Genomic DNA, 20522 nt, shown 5'->3' with positions numbered 1-20522 from the left:
TTCCTCCGTAGGCCGCGACGGGCTCAGTTGGTGGTGTTGCCCATCGCCCGTTCGATGAGGTCGGCGACGTCCATGTCGGCGATCATGTGCGCGGCGTTCTGCCGTGTCTCCGAGGAGGCCGAGGCGGCCGTGCCGGAGTCCGCGGCACCGGGAGCGGCGGCCACGAGACGCAGCAACTGCCGCAGCACACCCAGTTCCTCGAGCCGTGCCAGGGGTACAGAGGCGAGGGCCTTGCGCAGTCCGGCCTCGTCCACGTCGGCCAGTTGCACCGTGCCCGTCGCGGCCTCCGGGACCAGCTCCGCACGCAGGTGCTCGGTGATCGCTGCGGGTGACGGGTAGTCGAAGATCAGCGTGGCCGGCAGCGGGAGGCCCGTCACCCCCGCCAGCCGGTTGCGTAGCTCGACCGCGGTGAGCGAGTCGAAGCCCAACTCGCTGAACGCCTGTCCTGGGATGATGTTCCCGGCGTCGGCGTGCCCGAGCACGACGGCGACCTCGTCGCGGACCAGGTCCAGCAGCGTCTCCGTCTGCTCCTCCTCCGGGAGCCCTGCCAGCCGGTCCGAGAGGGTGTCGGCGGGGACAGGTCCGCCAGAAGCGGCGGTCCGCCGGGGTCGGCGCACCAATTCCTGCAACATGGTCGCCAGTTGGCCGGCCCCCGCTTGTGCGGCCAGTGCCGTGAGGTCGAACTTGACTGGTACCAGCGCTGGTTCGTCGGCACCGATCGCGGCGTCGAAGAGCGCCATGCCCTCATCGACGGACAACGGCCGGACACCGCTGCGCCGCATGCGTGCCTGGTCCGTCTCGTCGAGGGCACCCGCCATGCCGCCTGTGTCGCCCCACAAGCCCCACGCCAGCGACACGGCAGGCAGACCCTGCCCACGACGCCACTGGGCAAAGGCATCCAGGAACGCGTTCGCCGCCGAATAGTTGCCCTGCCCCGGACCACCAAGCACACCCGACGCCGAGGAATACAAGACAAAAGCATCCAGGTCCAAGTCCCGCGTCGCCTCGTGCAGCGTCAAAACCGCATCGACCTTCGGACGGAACACCCCCGCCAACCGCTCCGGCGTCAACCCCGCAATCACACCGTCATCCAGCACACCAGCGGTATGCACCACACCCGACAACGGAGCATCAGCAAGCATGTCCTTCAACAGCCCGGCCAGCGCATCACGATCAGCCACATCACACGCCGCCACCCGCACCACAGCACCGGACCGCTCCAACTCCGCCTTCAACCTCTGCGCCCCGGGCGCCTCCAGACCCCGCCGACTGGTCAGCACCAAACTGCGCACACCATGCACAGCCACCAGATGCCGCGCCACCACAGCACCCAGCGTCCCCGTCCCACCCGTCACCAACACCGTGCCACCCGCACGGAACACCGGCTCCACAGACCCCGGCACGACCGCCCGCACCAGCCGCGGCACGAACACCCCGCCCGAACGCACCGCAACCTGCGACTCACCCGAAGCCACCACACCCGCCAACACCCCACCCACAGGCACCGGCTCACCCACCGCCACATCAAGCAGAACAATCCGGCCGGGATTCTCCGCCTGCGCCGAACGCACCAGACCCCACACCGCAGCCGCCACCGGATCCACCACACCAGACCCGCCACCACCAGCAGCATCCACCGAGCCGGCAACATCCACCGCACCCCGCGTCACCACCACCAAACACCCCGAACCCGACGACACAAGAAACGACTGCACACCGGACAGAACATCGGCGGAGACCCGGCAAACGTCCCCGGCACTCAGCGCAGCCGACTCCACCTCCAGCAACTCCACCTCGGCATCGACCGCGACGTCGTCCGCGTCCTCACGCACCGGCACAGGAGACCACTCCACCCGGAACAACGCATCACCACCACCCCCACCCGACACCCGCAACTGCTCCTCAGTGACCGCCCGCAGCACAAGCGACTCCACCGACGCAACCGGAACACCCGCACCATCGGCCAAGTCGAGCGACAACGACTCCGCCCCCGTGGACGTCAGCCGGACCCGCAACGACGACGCACCTGAAGCGTGCAGGGACACACCACTCCACGCGAACGGCAGTCGTACGCCTCCGCCGCCCTCGTCATCTGAACCGTGCGGCTCCGCGAAGGCTCCAGCATGCAGCGCGGCGTCCAACAGCGCCGGATGCAGACCGAACCCGGCAGCCGCGTCCGCTTCTCCCGACGGCAACGCGACCTCGGCGAACACCTGGTCGTCCCGGCGCCACACCGCACGCAATCCCTGGAACACCGGCCCGTAACCGTATCCTCGGTCGGCCAACCCCTCATACAGGTCCGTCACGTTCACGGCCACCGCACCCTCCGGCGGCCACACACGGAACGCGGCGCCAGGGACGGGCGCCTCGGCACTGAGCTGGCCGCTGGCGTGGCGGACCCACGGACTGCCGGCCTCGGTGTCGTCGGGCCGCGAGTACACCGCGACCGACCGGACTCCGTTGCCGGTGTCCGCACCGACCGAGACCTGGATACGCACCGCGCCCTTGTCAGGGATCACCAGAGGGGCTTCGATGATCAACTCGCGCAGGGACCGCGCACCGACCTCGTCCCCGGCACGGACAGCGAGTTCCACAAGAGCGGTACCCGGCAGCAGAACCGTGCCGGACACGGCGTGGTCCGCCAGCCACGGCTGCGCGGCCAGCGACAACCGGCCCGTGGCAACCACACCACCGGTATCGGGAACACTGATCACCGAGTCGAGCAGCGGATGCTCCACCGCGAACGCGGGGTCAGCCACCGGCACGTTCGAGTTCAGCCAGTAGCGCTGGCGCTGGAAGGCGTACGTGGGCAGATCCACACGGCGGGCTCCGGCCCCGGCGAACACCTGCTCCCAGTCCACATCCACACCACGCGAGTGCAACTGCCCGAGAGTGACCAGCAGCGCCCGGCCCTCCGGCACGTCCCGCCGCAGCGACGGGACACAGTCCTGCGCCACCATCCCCGACAGCACCCCATCAGGACCCAACTCCAGGAACGTGGACACCTTCTGCTCCCGCAACGCCTGGACACCGTCGTGGAAACGGACCGTGCCACGCACGTGCTCCACCCAGTACTCCGGCGAACACAACCGGCCCGCGTCCGCCACCTCACCCGTCAGATTCGACACCACCGGCACAACAGGCTCGTGATACGTCAGCCCCGCCGCGACGCGGCGGAACTCCTCCAGCATCGGATCCATCAACGACGAATGGAAAGCATGCGAGACCCGCAACCGCTTGGTTCGGCGGTCCTCGAAACGGGACACCACCTGTGCGACCGCATCCCCGGCACCCGACAGCACCAGCGACGTCGGGCCGTTGATCGCGGCGATACTCACACCCTCGGTCAGCAAAGGCGTGACCTCATCCTCCGCCGCCTCGACCGCGAACATCACCCCACCCGACGGCAACGCCTGCATCAACCGGCCCCGCGCCACCACCAAAGCCGCCGCATCCTCCAACGACCACACACCCGCCACAAACGCAGCCGTCACCTCACCAATCGAATGACCCGCCACATAGTGGGGACGCACACCCCACGACTCCACCAGCCGGAACAACGCCACCTCAACCGCGAACAGAGCCGGCTGCGCATACCGCGTCTCATCCAACAGCGCCGCCTCATCACCGAAGACCAAATCCTTCAGCGAACGCCCAAGACCCTCGTCCACAACGGCGCACACCTCATTGAACGCCTCCGCGAACACCGGGAACGCTTCATACAGACCGCGTCCCATCCCCACCCGCTGCGAACCCTGACCCGTGAACAACACACCCAGACGACCCGCAACCACACCCTGCGGATCCACCGACGCGAGCCCCTCCCGCGCCTCGTCCACCGAACCCGCCACCACCACCGCACGATGATCGAAACGAGCACGACTCGTCGCCAGCGAATACGCCACATCCGGCAGAGTCAGCCCTCGCTCCTGGCCAAGGAACTCAGCCAGCCGCGCCACCTGAGCGCGTACCGCCTCCGGCGACCTGCCCGACACCACCAACGGCACCACACCATCACGCACCACACCACCCGGCACCACAGGCGCGACAGGCGCGACAGGCGCGACAGCCTCAAGGATCACGTGTGCATTGGTGCCGCTGATACCGAAGGAGGAGACCGCCGCGCGGCGCGGACGGTCCGGCACCGCCGGCCACTCCCTCGACTCGGTCAGCAACTCCACCGCACCCGCCGACCAGTCCACCTTCGGCGACGGCTCATCCACATGCAACGTCTTCGGCAGCACACCATGCCGCATCGCCTGCACCATCTTGATCACACCCGCCACACCCGCAGCGGCCTGCGCATGACCGATGTTCGACTTCAACGACCCCAGCCACAACGGCCGGTCCTCACCCGACCGCTCCTGACCGTACGTCGCGATCAACGCCTGCGCCTCGATCGGATCACCCAACGACGTACCCGTACCATGCGCCTCCACCGCATCCACATCGGCCGCCGACAACCCCGCACTCGCCAACGCCTGCCGGATCACACGCTGCTGGGAGGGACCGTTCGGAGCGGTAATGCCGTTCGACGCACCGTCCTGGTTCACCGCACTGCCCCGCACCAGAGCCAGCACCTCATGGCCGTTGCGCCGCGCGTCCGACAAACGCTCCAGCAGCACCAGGCCCACACCCTCAGCCCACGACGTACCGTCCGCACCCGCCGCGAACGACTTGCACCTCCCATCCGCAGCAAGGCCCCGCTGCCGCGAGAACTGCACGAACGCGATCGGTGTGGACATCACCGCCACGCCTCCGGCCAGGGCGAGCGAACACTCACCATTCCGCAGCGCCTGGATTGCCGAGTGCATCGCCACCAACGATGACGAACACGCCGTGTCCACCGTCACGGAAGGGCCCTCGAGCCCGAGAGCGTACGAGATACGGCCGGAGGCCAGACTGCCCGCGGCCACCGCTTCGCTGTAGTCGTGGTACATGGCGCCGGCGAAGACGCCCGTCCGGCTGCCCTTCAGCGACGTCGGATCAATACCGGCCCGCTCCAACACCTCCCACGACGTCTCCAACAGCAACCGCTGCTGCGGATCCATCGCCAACGCCTCACGCGGACTGATCCCGAAGAACCCCGGATCGAACTCCCCCGCATCATGCAGGAACCCACCATGACGAACCGACGACTTACCCACCGCGTCCGGATCAGGATCGAACAACCGCTCCACATCCCAGCCCCGGTCCTCCGGGAACGCCGAGATACCATCACGTCCCTCGGCCACCAGACGCCACAGATCCTCCGGCGAACCCACACCACCGGGCAGCCGACACCCCATCGCCACAATCGCGATCGGATCCTCCGCCACCGAAACCGCAGACAGCCCCCGGCCAGCCACCGCCTCAGCGGCCACCGCCTCCTCGCCCACCAACTCCAGACGCAAAAACTCAGCCAGCACACCCGGCGACGGATAATCAAAAATCAACGTCGCCGGCAACCGAAGACCCGTCACCGCATTCAAACGGTTCCGCAACTCCACCGCCGTCAACGAATCAAAACCAAGATCGTTGAACGCCTGCCCGGCCCCGATACTCCCCGCACCCGCATGCCCCAACACCACCGCCGCCTCACCCGACACCAACTCAACGAGGTGACGCTTCTGCTCGTCGACCGCGAGCGCCGCCAACGAACCGGTCAAGGAGTCTCCGGTGGTGCTGCCGCTCTCGGCGAATGCGGTTCGGCGTGGCCTGCGGACCAGGCCCCGCAGCATGGAGGGCATCTGGTCGGTGGCCGCCTGCTCGGTGAGGGCGGCGAAGTCGAACTTGACGGGAACCAGGTGCGCTTCGCCAGCACCGACACCAGCGTCGAAGAGCGCCATGCCCTCATCGACGGACAACGGACGAACACCACCACGGCTCATACGGGCCTGGTCGGACTCCCCGAGCGAACCCGTCATCGCACTCGACGCACCCCACAAGCCCCACGCCAGCGACACGGCAGGCAGACCCTGCCCACGACGCCACTGCGCGAAAGCATCCAGGAACGCGTTCGCCGCCGAATAGTTGCCCTGCCCCGGACCACCAAGCACACCCGACGCCGAGGAATACAAGACAAAAGCGTCCAGGTCCATGCCCTGGGTCACCTCATGCAGCGTCAAAACCGCATCGACCTTCGGACGGAACACCCCCGCCAACCGCCCCGGCGTCAACCCCGCAATCACACCGTCATCCAGCACACCAGCGGTATGCACCACACCCGACAACGGAGCATCAGCAAGCATGTCCTTCAACAGCCCGGCCAGCGCATCACGATCAGCCACATCACACGCCGCCACCCGCACCACAGCACCGGCCCGCTCCAACTCCGCCTTCAACACCTGCGCCCCGGGCGCCTCCAGACCCCGCCGACTGGTCAGCACCAAACTGCGCACACCATGCACAGCCACCAGATGCCGCGCCACCACAGCACCCAGCGTCCCCGTCCCACCCGTCACCAACACCGTGCCACCCGCACGGAACACCGGCTCGACAGACACCGGGGACGCGACGCGTGACAACCGCGGCACGAACACCCCGCCCGAACGCACCGCAACCTGCGGCTCACCCGAAGCCACCACACCCGCCAACACCCCACCCACAGGCACCGGCTCACCCACCGCCACATCAAGCAGAACAATCCGGCCGGGATTCTCCGCCTGCGCCGAACGCACCAGACCCCACACCGCAGCCGCCACCGGATCCACCACACCAGACCCGCCACCACCAGCAGCATCCACCGAGCCGGCAACATCCACCGCACCCCGCGTCACCACCACCAAACACCCCGAACCCGACGACCCCAGGAACGACTGAACCACGGACAGAACATCGGCAGAGACCCGGCAAACGTCCTCAGCACTCAGCGCAGCCGACTCCACCTCCAGCAACTCCACCTCGGCATCGACCGCGACGTCGTCCGCGTCCTCACGCACCGGCACAGGAGACCACTCCACCCGGAACAACGCATCACCACCACCCCCACCCGACACCCGCAACTGCTCCTCAGTGACCGCCCGCAGCACAAGCGACTCCACCGACGCAACCGGAACACCCGCACCATCGGCCAAGTCGAGCGACAACGACTCCGCCCCCGTGGACGTCAGCCGGACCCGCAACGACGACGCACCCGAAGCGTGCAGGGACACACCGCTCCACGCGAACGGCAGGAACAGCCCGTCCCCGTCGGACTCGCGCGCACCGGAGAAAGCCCCGGCGTGCAGCGCGGCATCCAGAAGCGCCGGGTGCAGACCGAACCCGCCGACCGAGTCCACCTCACTCGACGGCAACGCGACTTCCGCGAACACCTCGTCCTTACGCCGCCACACCGCACGCAATCCCTGAAAAGCCGGCCCATAGCCATAACCACGGGCGCCCAGCTCTGCGTACAGGTGCGACACGTCCACGGCCACCGCACCCTCCGGCGGCCATACACTCAACTCCGCACCGGCCACGGGCACATCCCCGCCCAGCTGGCCACTCGCATGACGTACCCAGGCGGAATCCGCATCGACATCATCAGCCCGCGAGTACACCGCGACCGACCGGACTCCGCTGCCGCTGTCCTCACCGATCGAGACCTGCACCCGTACCGCGCCCTCTTCGGGAACCACCAGCGGAGCCTCGATCACCAGCTCCCGCAGCACCTCCGCACCAACCTCGTCGCCCGCACGAATTGCCAACTCCACCAGGGCGGCACCCGGCAGCAGGACCGTGCCGGACACGGCGTGGTCGGCCAACCATGGCTGTGCGGCCAGCGACAGCCGGCCAGTGGCGACGACTCCGCCCGTCTCGGGCACACCCACCACGATGTCGAGCAGTGGATGTCCGGTGGCCAGGGCCGGGTCCCCGCCGGACACCGACGGGTTCAGCCAGTAGCGCTGGCGTTGGAAGGCGTAGGTGGGCAGATCCACACGGCGGGCACCGGTCCCCGCGAACACCTGCTCCCAGTCCACATCCACACCACGCGAGTGCAACTGCCCGAGAGTGACCAGCAGCGCCCGGTCCTCCGGCATGTCCCGCCGCAGCGACGGGACACAGTCCTGCGCCACCATCCCCGACAGCACCCCGTCAGGACCCAACTCCAGGAACGTGGACACCTTCTGGCCGCGTAACGCCTGGACAGCGTCGTGGAAACGGACCGTGCCACGCACGTGCTCCACCCAGTACTCCGGCGAACACAACCGGCCCGCGTCCGCCACCTCACCCGTCAGGTTCGACACCACCGGCACAGCAGGCTCGTGATACGTCAGCCCCGCCGCGACGCGGCGGAACTCCTCCAGCATCGGATCCATCAACGACGAATGAAAAGCATGCGAGACCCGCAACCGCTTGGTTCGGCGGTCCTCGAAACGGGCCACCACCTGCGCGACCGCATCCCCGGCACCCGACAGCACCAACGACGTCGCACCATTGATCGCGGCGATACTCACACCCTCGGTCAGCAAAGGAGCGACCTCATCCTCCGCCGCCTCGACCGCGAACATCACCCCACCCGACGGCAACGCCTGCATCAACCGGCCCCGCGCCACCACCAAAGCCGCCGCATCCTCCAACGACCACACACCCGCCACAAACGCAGCCGTCACCTCACCGATCGAATGACCAGCCACAACATCAGCGCGCACACCCCACGACTCCACCAGCCGGAACAACGCCACCTCAACCGCGAACAGAGCCGGCTGCGCATACCGCGTCTCATCCAACAGCGCCGCCACATCACCGAAGACCAAATCCTTCAGCGAGCGGCCCAGGCTCTTGTCCACGGCCGCGCACACCTCGTCGAAAGCCTCCGCGAACACCGGGAAGGCGGCGTGCAGTTCGCGTCCCATCCCCACCCGCTGCGCACCCTGACCCGTGAACAGCACACCCAGACGACCCGCAACCACAGATTCCGGCCGTACCGACGCGAGCCCCTCCCGCGCCTCGTCCACCGAACCCGCCACCACCACCGCACGATGATCGAAACGAGCACGCGTCGTCGCCAGCGAATAGGCGGCGTCCGTAAGGCTCAGTTCACGGTGCTCGTCAGGTTGCGCGTCAAGGAACTCGGCCAGCCGCACCGCCTGAGCACGCACCGCCTCCGGCGACCTGCCCGACACCACCAACGGCACCACACCATCACGCACCACACCACCCGGCACCACCGCACGCTCCACCGGACCCGCAGGCTCAACGCCCTCCAAAATCACATGCGCATTCGTCCCACTGATACCGAACGCCGACACACCAGCGCGCCTAGGACGGTCAGCGGACGCCGGCCACTCCCGCGACTCCGTCAGCAACTCCACCGCACCCGCCGACCAGTCCACCTTCGGCGACGGCTCATCCACATGCAACGTCTTCGGCAGCACACCATGCCGCATCGCCTGCACCATCTTGATCACACCCGCCACACCAGCGGTCGCCTGGGTGTGACCGAGGTTCGACTTCACCGACCCCAGCCACAACGGCCGGTCCGCCGGGCGCCCTTGCCCGTACGTCGCGATCAACGCCTGCGCCTCGATCGGATCACCCAACGACGTACCCGTACCGTGCGCCTCCACGGCATCGACGTCCCTGGCGAGCAACCCGGAGTTGGTCAGTGCCTGGCGGATGACACGTCGCTGCGAGGGACCATTGGGCGCGGTGAGACCGTTGGACGCGCCGTCCTGGTTCACCGCACTGCCGCGCACGACCGCCAGGACGTCGTGGCCGTTGCGCCGCGCGTCCGACAGACGCTCCAGCAGCAGCAGGCCCACACCCTCCGCCCACGACGTACCGTCCGCGCCCTCGGCGAACGCCTTGCAGCGCGCGTCCGATGCCAGGCCACGCTGCCTCGAGAAGGCCACGAACGCGCCCGGCGTGGCCATGACGGACACACCGCCGGCCAGGGCGAGCGAACACTCGCCGCTGCGCAGCGCCTGGGCTGCCAGGTGGATGGCGACCAGCGCGGAGGAGCAGGCGGTGTCGATGGAGACGGCAGGGCCCTCGAAGCCGAACGTGTACGAGACACGGCCGGAGGTGACCGCACCGGCGCTGCCGGTCAGGGCGTACCCCTCGGTGCTGGACTCCCCGCCCTCGAGGCTCGGGATGTAGTCCTGAGGCTTGGTCCCGGCGAAGACACCCACGTTGCGGCCCCGCAGTGAGGTCGGGTCGATGCCCGCCCGCTCGAAGACCTCCCACGAGGTCTCCAGCAGCAGCCGCTGCTGCGGATCCATCGCCAACGCCTCACGCGGGCTGATTCCGAAGAAGGCAGCGTCGAACTCAGCGGCGTTGGTGACGAAGCCGCCCTCCTTGACGTACGACTTCCCGGGGCGCTCGGGGTCGGGGTCGAACAACCCGTTCACGTCCCAGCCGCGGTCGGTCGGGAACGCCGAGATGCCGTCGGTTCCGCCTGCGACCAGCTCCCACAGGTCCTCGGGTGAGGACACGCCGCCGGGGAGGCGGCAGCCCATGGAGACGATCGCGATCGGTTCCGTCTTCTCGGATTCGACCTCGCGCAGCCGCTTGCGCGCCTGGCTGAGATCGGCGAGGGCGCGCTTGAGGTAGTCACGCAGCTTGTCGTCGTTCGTGCTCATCGAAAGTCCTTCTGCTCAACAGGTGTGGGGGCCGGCGCCGCGGTCAGGAAGAGCCGAGCTCGTTCTCTGCGAAGCTGAAGAGTTCATCGTCGGAGGCGGAATCGAGGTCGAAGTTCGCCTCGTCCTCCACGAGGGCACCGGACGCCGCACACCGGATCGCCAGGGTTTGCAGGCGCTTGGCCGTCTGGGCCAGGACGTCGTCGTCCAGGGACGTACTGCTCAACGCCGCTTCCAGTCGGTCCAGTTCGGCGAGCACGGACATCGGCGAGACGCCCAGTTGCTCGAGCAGGACGTCGGCGAGAGCGGCCGGCGTCGGGTAGTCGAACACGGCCGAGGCGGGGAGTTGGAGCCCCGTGGCCGCCGTGAGCCGGTTGCGTAGTTCCACGCCTGTGAGCGAGTCGAAGCCGAGGTCCTTGAAGGCACGGTCCGGTGCGATGACATCCTGCCCGCGACGGCCGCCCAGGACGATCGCTGCGTCGGCACTCACCAGGTCGAGCAGGGCACGCTGCCGCTCAGGTTGCGGCATCTTCGCCAGCCGGTCGGCCAGGGACTCCCCCGCCGCGCTGCCGGTGCCACTGGCGGTATCGGTGCGGACGGTCCGGCGTGGCCTGCGGACCAGGCCCCGCAGCATGGAGGGCATCTGGTCGGTGGCCGCCTGCTCGGTGAGGGCGGCGAAGTCGAACTTGACGGGAACCAGGTGCGCTTCGCCAGCACCGACACCAGCGTCGAAGAGCGCCATGCCCTCATCGACGGACAACGGACGAACACCACCACGGCTCATACGGGCCTGGTCGGACTCCCCGAGCGAACCCGTCATCGCACTCGACGCACCCCACAAGCCCCACGCCAGCGACACGGCAGGCAGACCCTGCCCACGACGCCACTGCGCGAAAGCATCCAGGAACGCGTTCGCCGCCGAATAGTTGCCCTGCCCCGGACCACCAAGCACACCCGACGCCGAGGAATACAAGACAAAAGCGTCCAGGTCCATGCCCTGGGTCACCTCATGCAGCGTCAAAACCGCATCGACCTTCGGACGGAACACCCCCGCCAACCGCCCCGGCGTCAACCCCGCAATCACACCGTCATCCAGCACACCAGCGGTATGCACCACACCCGACAACGGAGCATCAGCAAGCATGTCCTTCAACAGCCCGGCCAGCGCATCACGATCAGCCACATCACACGCCGCCACCCGCACCACAGCACCGGCCCGCTCCAACTCCGCCTTCAACACCTGCGCCCCGGGCGCCTCCAGACCCCGCCGACTGGTCAGCACCAAACTGCGCACACCATGCACAGCCACCAGATGCCGCGCCACCACAGCACCCAGCGTCCCCGTCCCACCCGTCACCAACACCGTGCCACCCGCACGGAACACCGGCTCGACAGACACCGGGGACGCGACGCGTGACAACCGCGGCACGAACACCCCGCCCGAACGCACCGCAACCTGCGGCTCACCCGAAGCCACCACACCCGCCAACACCCCACCCACAGGCACCGGCTCACCCACCGCCACATCAAGCAGAACAATCCGGCCGGGATTCTCCGCCTGCGCCGAACGCACCAGACCCCACACCGCAGCCGCCACCGGATCCACCACACCAGACCCGCCACCACCAGCAGCATCCACCGAGCCGGCAACATCCACCGCACCCCGCGTCACCACCACCAAACACCCCGAACCCGACGACCCCAGGAACGACTGAACCACGGACAGAACATCGGCAGAGACCCGGCAAACGTCCTCAGCACTCAGCGCAGCCGACTCCACCTCCAGCAACTCCACCGCGACGTCGTCCGCGTCGTCACGCACCGGCACAGGAGACCACTCCACCCGGAACAACGCATCACCACCACCCCCACCCGACACCCGCAACTGCTCCTCAGTGACCGCCCGCAGCACAAGCGACTCCACCGACGCAACCAAGGCACCTTCGCCACCGGCATCGAAGATTTCCAGGCGCGACGCGTCGGAACCGCTCGCGGCCGGTGTCACCCGGACCCGGACGGCCGCGGCACCGGTGGCGTGCAGGGTCACCCCACGCCACTCCGCGGACAGGCCGGAGTACCCGGTCGCATGGGCCGCGGCCTCCAGAAGCACCGGGTGCAGACCGAAGCGTCCAGCGTCCGCAGCGAGTTCCTCGCCCAGGGCGAGCTCGAAGTACTCCTCCTGCGCGGCCGCGCCACCACTTGGTGACGGAACCGTGCCAGAGGGCGTCAGCGTGCCGGTGGCGTGGCGGGTCCAGGGCTCGTCGCCCTGTTCGGCGCGGGTGTACACGCCCACCGTGCGGTGCCCTTCGTCATCGGCGCCCCCGACGGAGACCTGCACACGAAGGGCTCCCGTGGCCGGCAGCACGATCGGTGTCTCGATCGTCAGCTCACGCACCGTACCGGCGCCGACCTCATCGCCCGCGCGGATCGCCAGTTCGACCAGGGCGGCCCCCGGCACCATGCCGGTGCCTGTGCTTGTGCCCGACACGGAGTCCTCGACCAGCCATGGCTGAGCCTTGCGCGACAACCGTCCAGTACACAGCACACCTCCGGTCTCCGGCACTGCCATCACCGCGCTGAGCAGCGGGTGACCCAATGACACGTCAGTCGTCGGAGCGGTGGCGGCCAGCCAGTAGCGCTGGCGTTGGAAGGCGTAGGTGGGCAGATCCACACGACGGGCACCGGTCCCCGCGAACACCTGCTCCCAGTCCACATCGACACCACGCGAGTGCAACTGCCCGAGAGTGACCAGCAGCGCCCGGTCCTCCGGCACGTCCCGCCGCAGCGACGGGACACAGTCCTGCGCCACCATCCCCGACAGCACCCCATCAGGACCCAACTCCAGGAACGTGGACACCTTCTGGCCGCGCAACGCCTGGACACCGTCGTGGAAACGGACCGTGCCACGCACGTGCTCCACCCAGTACTCCGGCGAACACAACCGGCCCGCGTCCGCCACCTCACCCGTCAGATTCGACACCACCGGCACAGCAGGCTCGTGATACGTCAGCCCCGCCACGACCCGCCGGAACTCCTCCAGCATCGGATCCATCAACGACGAATGGAAAGCGTGCGACACACGCAACCGCTTGGTTCGGCGGTCCTCGAAACGGGACACCACCTGCGCGACCGCATCCTCCGCACCCGACAGCACCAGCGACGTCGCACCATTGATCGCAGCGATACTCACACCCCCGGTCAACAGGGGCGTGACCTCATCCTCCGCCGCCTCGACCGCGAACATCACCCCACCCGACGGCAACGCCTGCATCAACCGGCCCCGCGCCACCACCAAAGCCGCCGCATCCTCCAACGACCACACACCCGCCACAAACGCAGCCGTCACCTCACCAATCGAATGACCCGCCACAACATCAGCGCGCACACCCCACGACTCCACCAGCCGGAACAACGCCACCTCAACCGCGAACAGAGCCGGCTGCGCATACCGCGTCTCATCCAACAGCGCCGCCACATCACCGAAGACCAAATCCTTCAGCGAGCGGCCCAGGCTCTTGTCCACGGCCGCGCACACCCCGTCGAAAGCCTCCGCGAACACCGGGAAGGCGGCGTGCAGTTCGCGTCCCATCCCCACCCGCTGCGAACCCTGACCCGTGAACAACACACCCAGACGACCCGCAACCACAGATTCCGGCCGTACCGACGCGAGCCCCTCCCGCGCCTCGTCCACCGAACCCGCCACCACCACCGCACGATGATCGAAACGAGCACGAGTCGTCGCCAGCGAATACGCGACGTCCGACAGAGTCAGCCCACGCTCCTGGTCAAGGAACCCGGCCAGCCGCACCGCCTGAGCACGCACCGCCTCCGGCGACCTGCCCGACACCACCAACGGCACCGCACCATCACGCACCACACCACCCGGCACCACCGCACGCTCCACCGGGCCCGCAGGCTCAACGCCCTCCAAAATCACATGCGCATTCGTCCCACTGATACCGAACGCCGACACACCAGCGCGCCTAGGACGGTCAGCGGACGCCGGCCACTCCCGCGACTCCGTCAGCAACTCCACCGCACCCGCCGACCAGTCCACCTCCGACGACGGCTCATCCACATGCAACGTCTTCGGCAGCACACCATGCCGCATCGCCTGCACCATCTTGATCACACCCGCCACACCCGCGGTGGCTCCCGTGTGACCGAGGTTCGACTTCAGGGCCCCGAGCAGCAGCGGCCGGTCGTCGCCGGGCCGCTCCTGGCCGTAGGTCGCGATCAACGCCTGCGCCTCGATCGGATCACCCAACGACGTACCCGTACCATGCGCCTCCACCGCATCCACGTCAGCCGCCGACAACCCCGCACTCGCCAACGCCTGCCGGATCACACGCTGCTGGGAGGGACCATTCGGAGCGGTCAGGCCGTTGGACGCACCGTCCTGGTTCACCGCACTGCCCCGCACCAGAGCCAGCACCTCATGGCCGTTACGCCGCGCGTCCGACAGACGCTCCAGCAGGACGACTCCGACGCCCTCGGCCCAGCCCGTGCCGTCCGCGCCCTCGGCGAACGCCTTGCAGCGCCCGTCCGGCGCCAGGCCCCGCTGCCGTGAGAACTCGACGAAGACGCCGGGGCTGGACATCACGGCCACGCCGCCGGCCAGGGCGAGCGAGCACTCACCATTGCGCAGGGCCTGCATCGCGGAGTGCATCGCCACCAACGAGGACGAGCAAGCCGTGTCGATGGTGAGTGCGGGGCCCTCCAGGCCAAGGACGTACGACACGCGGCCGGAGGCGACGCTGCCCGCGCTGCCGGTCAGAGCGTAGCCCTCGGTGCCGTCGGTGCCGCCGCCGAGGCGCGGGGTGTAGTCCTGGGCTCCCATGCCGGTGAAGACACCGACGTCCTTCCCTCTCAGTGACATCGGGTCGATGCCCGCCCGCTCGAAGACCTCCCACGAGGTCTCCAGCAGCAGCCGCTGCTGCGGATCCATCGCCAGCGCCTCACGGGGGTTGATGCCGAAGAAGCCGGCGTCGAAGTCGGCGACGCCGTGCAGGAAGCCGCCCTTGCGGACGTAGGTCGTGCCGGGGGCGTCCGGGTCGTCGGAGAGCAGACCGTCCAGGTCCCAGCCGCGGTCGGCCGGGAAGTCGACGAGCGCGTCGCGGCCCTCGGCGAGCAGGGTCCACAGGTCCTCGGGAGAGGTCACGCCGCCGGGGAGGCGGCAGCCCATGGAGACGATCGCGATCGGGTCGTCGGCCGCGGGGGACGGTGACAGGGCGACGGCGGGCAGGGCCGCGGCGGCATCGTCGCCGACGAGTTCCGCGCGGAGGTGGTCGGCCAGCGCCCTGGGGTTCGGGTAGTCGAAGACGAGAGTGGCGGGCAGGCGCAGCTGTGTGGCGGCGTTGAGACGGTTGCGCAGTTCGACCGCGGTGACCGAGTCGAACCCGATCTCCTTGAACGCCCTGTCCTCCTCGACGCCTTCTGCGTCCGTGTGACCCAGGACGGCTCCGGCTTCGGTCCGCACCAGGCTCACCAGCAGGTGTTCCTGTCCGGCCGGTGAGAGCTCCAGGAGTTCGGCACGCAGGACGGAGGCGTCGGTGCCTGGGCTTTCCTCGGTGTTGCCGACGAGGAGTTCGGTGACCTCGGGCAGGCCGCGCAGCAGGGGCCGGGGGCGGCTGAGGGTGAAGGCCGGGGCGAAGCGGGTCCAGTCGATGCCGGCGACGACCACGTGGGTCTCGTCGTGCTCGACGGCCTGCACGAGGGCGGTCACACCGAGGTGGGGTTCCATCAGGGAGAGGCCGAGCTTGGCGAACTCCCCCGCCATCGACGCGTCGACCATGCCGCCGCCGTCCCACGCGCCCCAGGCGATGGAGGTGGCTGTCAGTCCGCGGGCGCGGCGGTGGTGGGCCAGCGCGTCGAGGTACGCGTTGGCTCCGGCGTACGACGTCAGACCGTTGCTGCCCCAGGCGGTGGCGCCGGAGGAGAAGAGGACGAAGGCGTCGAGTTCGCGGTCGCCGAGCAGGTCGTCGAGGTGACGGGCGCCGGCGATCTTGGCGCGGCCCATCTCGGCGAACTGCTCGACCGTGAGCTGGGACAGGGGTGATTCGGTCTGGGGCGCGCCGGCGAGGTGCAGGACGGCGGTCAGTGGCAGTTCGGCGGGGACGGCGTCGAGGAGGGCGGCGACCGTGTCGCGGTCGCCGATGTCGCAGGCGGTGATGGTGACCCGGGTGCCGTGGGCCTCGAGTTCGGTGCGCAGTTCACCGGCGCCGGGGGCGTCGGGGCCGCGGCGGCTGGTCAGCACCAGATGTTCGGCGCCGAGCTCGGCCAGTCGGCGGGCGACGTGGGCTCCTGTGCCGCCCGTGCCACCGGTGATCAGGACGGTGCCGCGCGGAGTCCAGGGCTTGGGGGCCGGGGTGCCGTCCAGCGGGGCGCGGCGCATGCGGCGGGCGTGCAGGCCGTCGGGGCGTACGGCGAGTTGGTCCTCCTCGTCGGCTCCGGAGAGGGCGGCGCACAGCAGGTCGAGGGTGTGCGGGTCGGGTTCGTCGGTGCCGGAGGGCAGGTCGACGAGGCCACCCCAGGTCCGGGGGTGGTCCAGTGCCAGGACGGTGCCGATGCCCCACATAACGTGTTGGGAGACGTCGGTCAGCTCGGCGGGGTCTGCGACGGCGACGCCGCCGGACGTGACCGCCCACAGGGGTGCCTCGATGCCGGCGTCGCCCAGTGCCTGGACGAGGGTCACGGTGCCGATGGTGCCGCGGGACCAGGTGGTGTGGACGGGGTGCGGCCGGGCGTCGAGGGCCAGGAGCGACACGATCCCTGCGAAGGGCTGGTCGGGCAGGGCGGCGGTCAGCGCGTCCCGGTCCGTGTTCTCGGTGTCGACCTCGATGCGCACGATCCGCGCGCCGCGCTCGGTGAGACCGTCGGCGACGGCTTCGGCGAGCGGACCGCTGTCGGTGCCGGCGGCTATGAGCCAGGTGCCGGAGAGGGTGCCGGTGGTGTCGATCCGGTCCCAGCCGAGGCGGTATCGCCAGCCGTCGACGACGGACCGGTCCCGTCGGCGGCGTCGCCAGGAGGAGAGTGCCGGCAGGACTTCGTCGAGTACGGAGGCCTTCAGCTGGAGGTCGTCGGCGAGGGCGTCGGTGTCGCCGGCCTCGATCGCGGCCCAGAAGGCGCTGTCGACGGGGTCGGCCTCGACGGCGGGCCTGTCGTTCGCATCGAGCCAGTAGCGCTGGTGTTGGAAGGGATACGTCGGCAACTCCACCCGCCGCGCCCCCCGCACATCGAACGCAGCCTCCCAATCAACATCAACACCCCCCGCGAACACCTCACCCACCGACCGCAAAAACCGCTCCAGACCCCCCTCACCACGACGCAACGACCCCACCACCAGGCCGTCCACACCCACCGCACCCATCGTCTCCGCCACCACAAAACCCAGCACCGGATGCGGACTCATCTCCACAAACACCCGCCGCCCCTCACCCAACAGCTGCCGCGTCACCCCCTCCAAACGCACCGGCTCCCGCAAATTCCGATACCAATACCCCCCGTCCAACAACGCCGTATCCACCACCCCACCCGTCACCGTCGAATAAAAAGGCACCCCCGACGACCGAGCCGACACACCCCCCAACACCCCCGCCAACTCACCCTCAACCCGCTCCACCTCCACCGAATGAGACGCGTAATCCACCGCAACCCGGCGCACCCGCACCCCCTCACCACGCAACTCCCCCTCCAACACCCCCAACGCATCCACCCCACCCGCCACCACCACCGACGACGGACCATTCACCGCAGCAACCGACAACCCCCCACCCAAACGCCCCTCCACCACACCCACCGGCAAAGCAACCGACAACATCCCACCCCCACCGGCAAGCGACGACGCAATCACCGCACTACGCCCCGCCACCACCCGCGCACCGTCCTCCAACGACAACGCACCCACCACACACGCCGCCGCGATCTCCCCCTGCGAATGACCCACCACACCAGCCGGCTCCACCCCCACCGACCGCCACAACCCCGCCAACGACACCATCACAGCCCACAACACAGGCTGCACCACATCAACCCGCCCCAACGCCTCCTCATCACCCAACACATCAACCAACGACCACCCCACAAACGGCTCCAACGCCTCCCCACACCGCGCCATCCACTCCGCGAACACCACCGACTCCGACAACAACCCCAACGCCATCCCCACCCACTGCGCCCCCTGACCCGGAAACACAAACACCACACCCCCACCACCATGAACGGCGGTCGGTACCGAGGTGTTCTCTGCCAGGGCGGTGAGGCGGCTCAGTGCTTCCTGCCGAGTGCCGGCGACCACCACACCGCGGTGGTCGAACGCCGCGCGTGAAGTCAGGGAGAGGGCGACGTCGTGGAGGGCGGCCTCGGGCCGGTCCTCCAGGAACGCGGCGAGCCGCCGGGCCTGCTCGCGCAGGGCGTCGGGGGTCTTGCCCGACAGGGCCAGTGGCACCACACCCTGGGGCACGGCCTGTTCGGCTTCCGTCGGTGTGGACTCGACGGATGCCCCGGGTGCGGTGGCTTGGGGGTCCGCCGGGCCGGACTCCTCGGAGGCGGGCGCCGCAGCCTGTGCGGACTCGATGACGACATGGGCGTTGGTGCCGCTGAGACCGAAGGACGACACACCGGCCCGCCGCGGCTCGTCCCGCTCGGGCCACTGACGCGCCTCGGTCAGCAACTCCACCGCACCCGCCGACCAGTCCACCTCAGGCGTCGGAGCGTCCACATGCAACGTCTTCGGCAGCACACCATGCCGCATCGCCTGCACCATCTTGATCACACCCGCCACACCCGCGGCCGACTGGGCGTGACCGATGTTGGACTTCAGCGAACCCAGCCACAGCGGGCGTCCATCGCCGGGCCGCTCCTGGCCGTAGGTGGCGAGGAGGGCCTGAGCCTCGATCGGGTCACCGAGGGACGTACCGGTGCCGTGCGCCTCCACCACGTCGACATCCGCCGCGGACAGCCGGGCGTTCTCCAGCGCCTGCCGGATCACCTCCCGCTGGGCGGGGCCGTTGGGCGAGGTGAGGCCGTTGGAGGCGCCGTCCTGGTTCACGGCGGTGCCGCGGACGACGGCCAGGATCTCGTGGCCGTTGCGGCGGGCGTCCGACAGGCGCTCCAGCAGCAGGACGCCCACCCCCTCGGAGAAGCCGGTGCCGTTGGCGCCGGCGGCGAAGGCGCGGCACCGGCCGTCCGGGGAGAGCCCGCGCTGGCGGGAGAACTCGACGAACATCTTGCTGTCGGCCATCACGGCCGCGCCGCCCGCCAACGCCATCTCCGACTCACCGGTGCGCAGGGACTGTACGGCCAGGTGGATGGCGACCAGCGACGAGGAGCAGGCGGTGTCGACCGTCACCGAGGGGCCCTCGATGCCGAGCGTGTACGACACGCGGCCCGAGGCGAAACTGCCGGTGCTGCCGCGTCCGAGGTACGCCTCCAGGTCCTCGGGGACCTGTCGTACGCGCGGGGCGTAGTCGTGGTGCATGACGCCGGTGTAGAGGCCGATCCTTCGTCCGCGCAGGGAGGTGGGGTCGATGTTGGCGCGTTCGAAGACCTCCCAGGAGGTCTCCAGGAGCAGTCGCTGCTGCGGGTCCATCGCCAGCGCCTCGCGCGGGGAGATCCCGAAGAAGGGCGCGTCGAAACCGGCCACGTCGTCGAGGAAGCCGCCCTCACGAACGTAGGACGTTCCCGGTGCGTCGGGGTCCGGGTCGTAGATGCCCTCCAGGTCCCAGCCTCGGTCGGCCGGGAAGGGGGTGATGCCGTCGATGCCGTCGGCCACCATCCGCCAGAGGTCCTCGGGGGAGGTCACGCCTCCCGGCAGACGACAGGCCATACCGACGATGGCGATGGGCTCCCATGCCTTCTCCTCGACCTCGCGCAGTCGGCGGGTTGCCTGACGGGCGGTGGCAACGGCCTTGTTGAGGTATTCGCGGTACTTCTTGTCGTCGGCCATGGGGAAGGTCAGCTCCTAGAGAAAGACTTCTGACG

At 68.9% G+C, this 20522-nt stretch carries 2 protein-coding genes; both read right to left on the bottom strand.

What is annotated here, in order from left to right:
- Positions 1–23: 23 nt before the first annotated feature.
- A complete protein-coding gene (locus OHA64_RS43460) occupies positions 24–10523 on the bottom strand; it encodes an SDR family NAD(P)-dependent oxidoreductase (protein ID WP_405624361.1) in 10500 nt (3499 codons plus the stop codon).
- Between the two features lie 64 nt (positions 10524–10587).
- Complete coding sequence (locus OHA64_RS43455) at positions 10588–20487, bottom strand: type I polyketide synthase (RefSeq protein ID WP_405622713.1); 9900 nt, start codon at positions 20485–20487, stop codon at positions 10588–10590.
- Between the last annotated feature and the right edge of the window lie 35 nt (positions 20488–20522).

Source organism: Streptomyces sp. NBC_00076, assembly GCF_045041235.1.
GTDB lineage: Bacteria > Actinomycetota > Actinomycetes > Streptomycetales > Streptomycetaceae > Streptomyces.
Note: the sequence above shows the minus strand (reverse complement) of the source record. Positions and strands in the feature narration are given on the sequence as shown.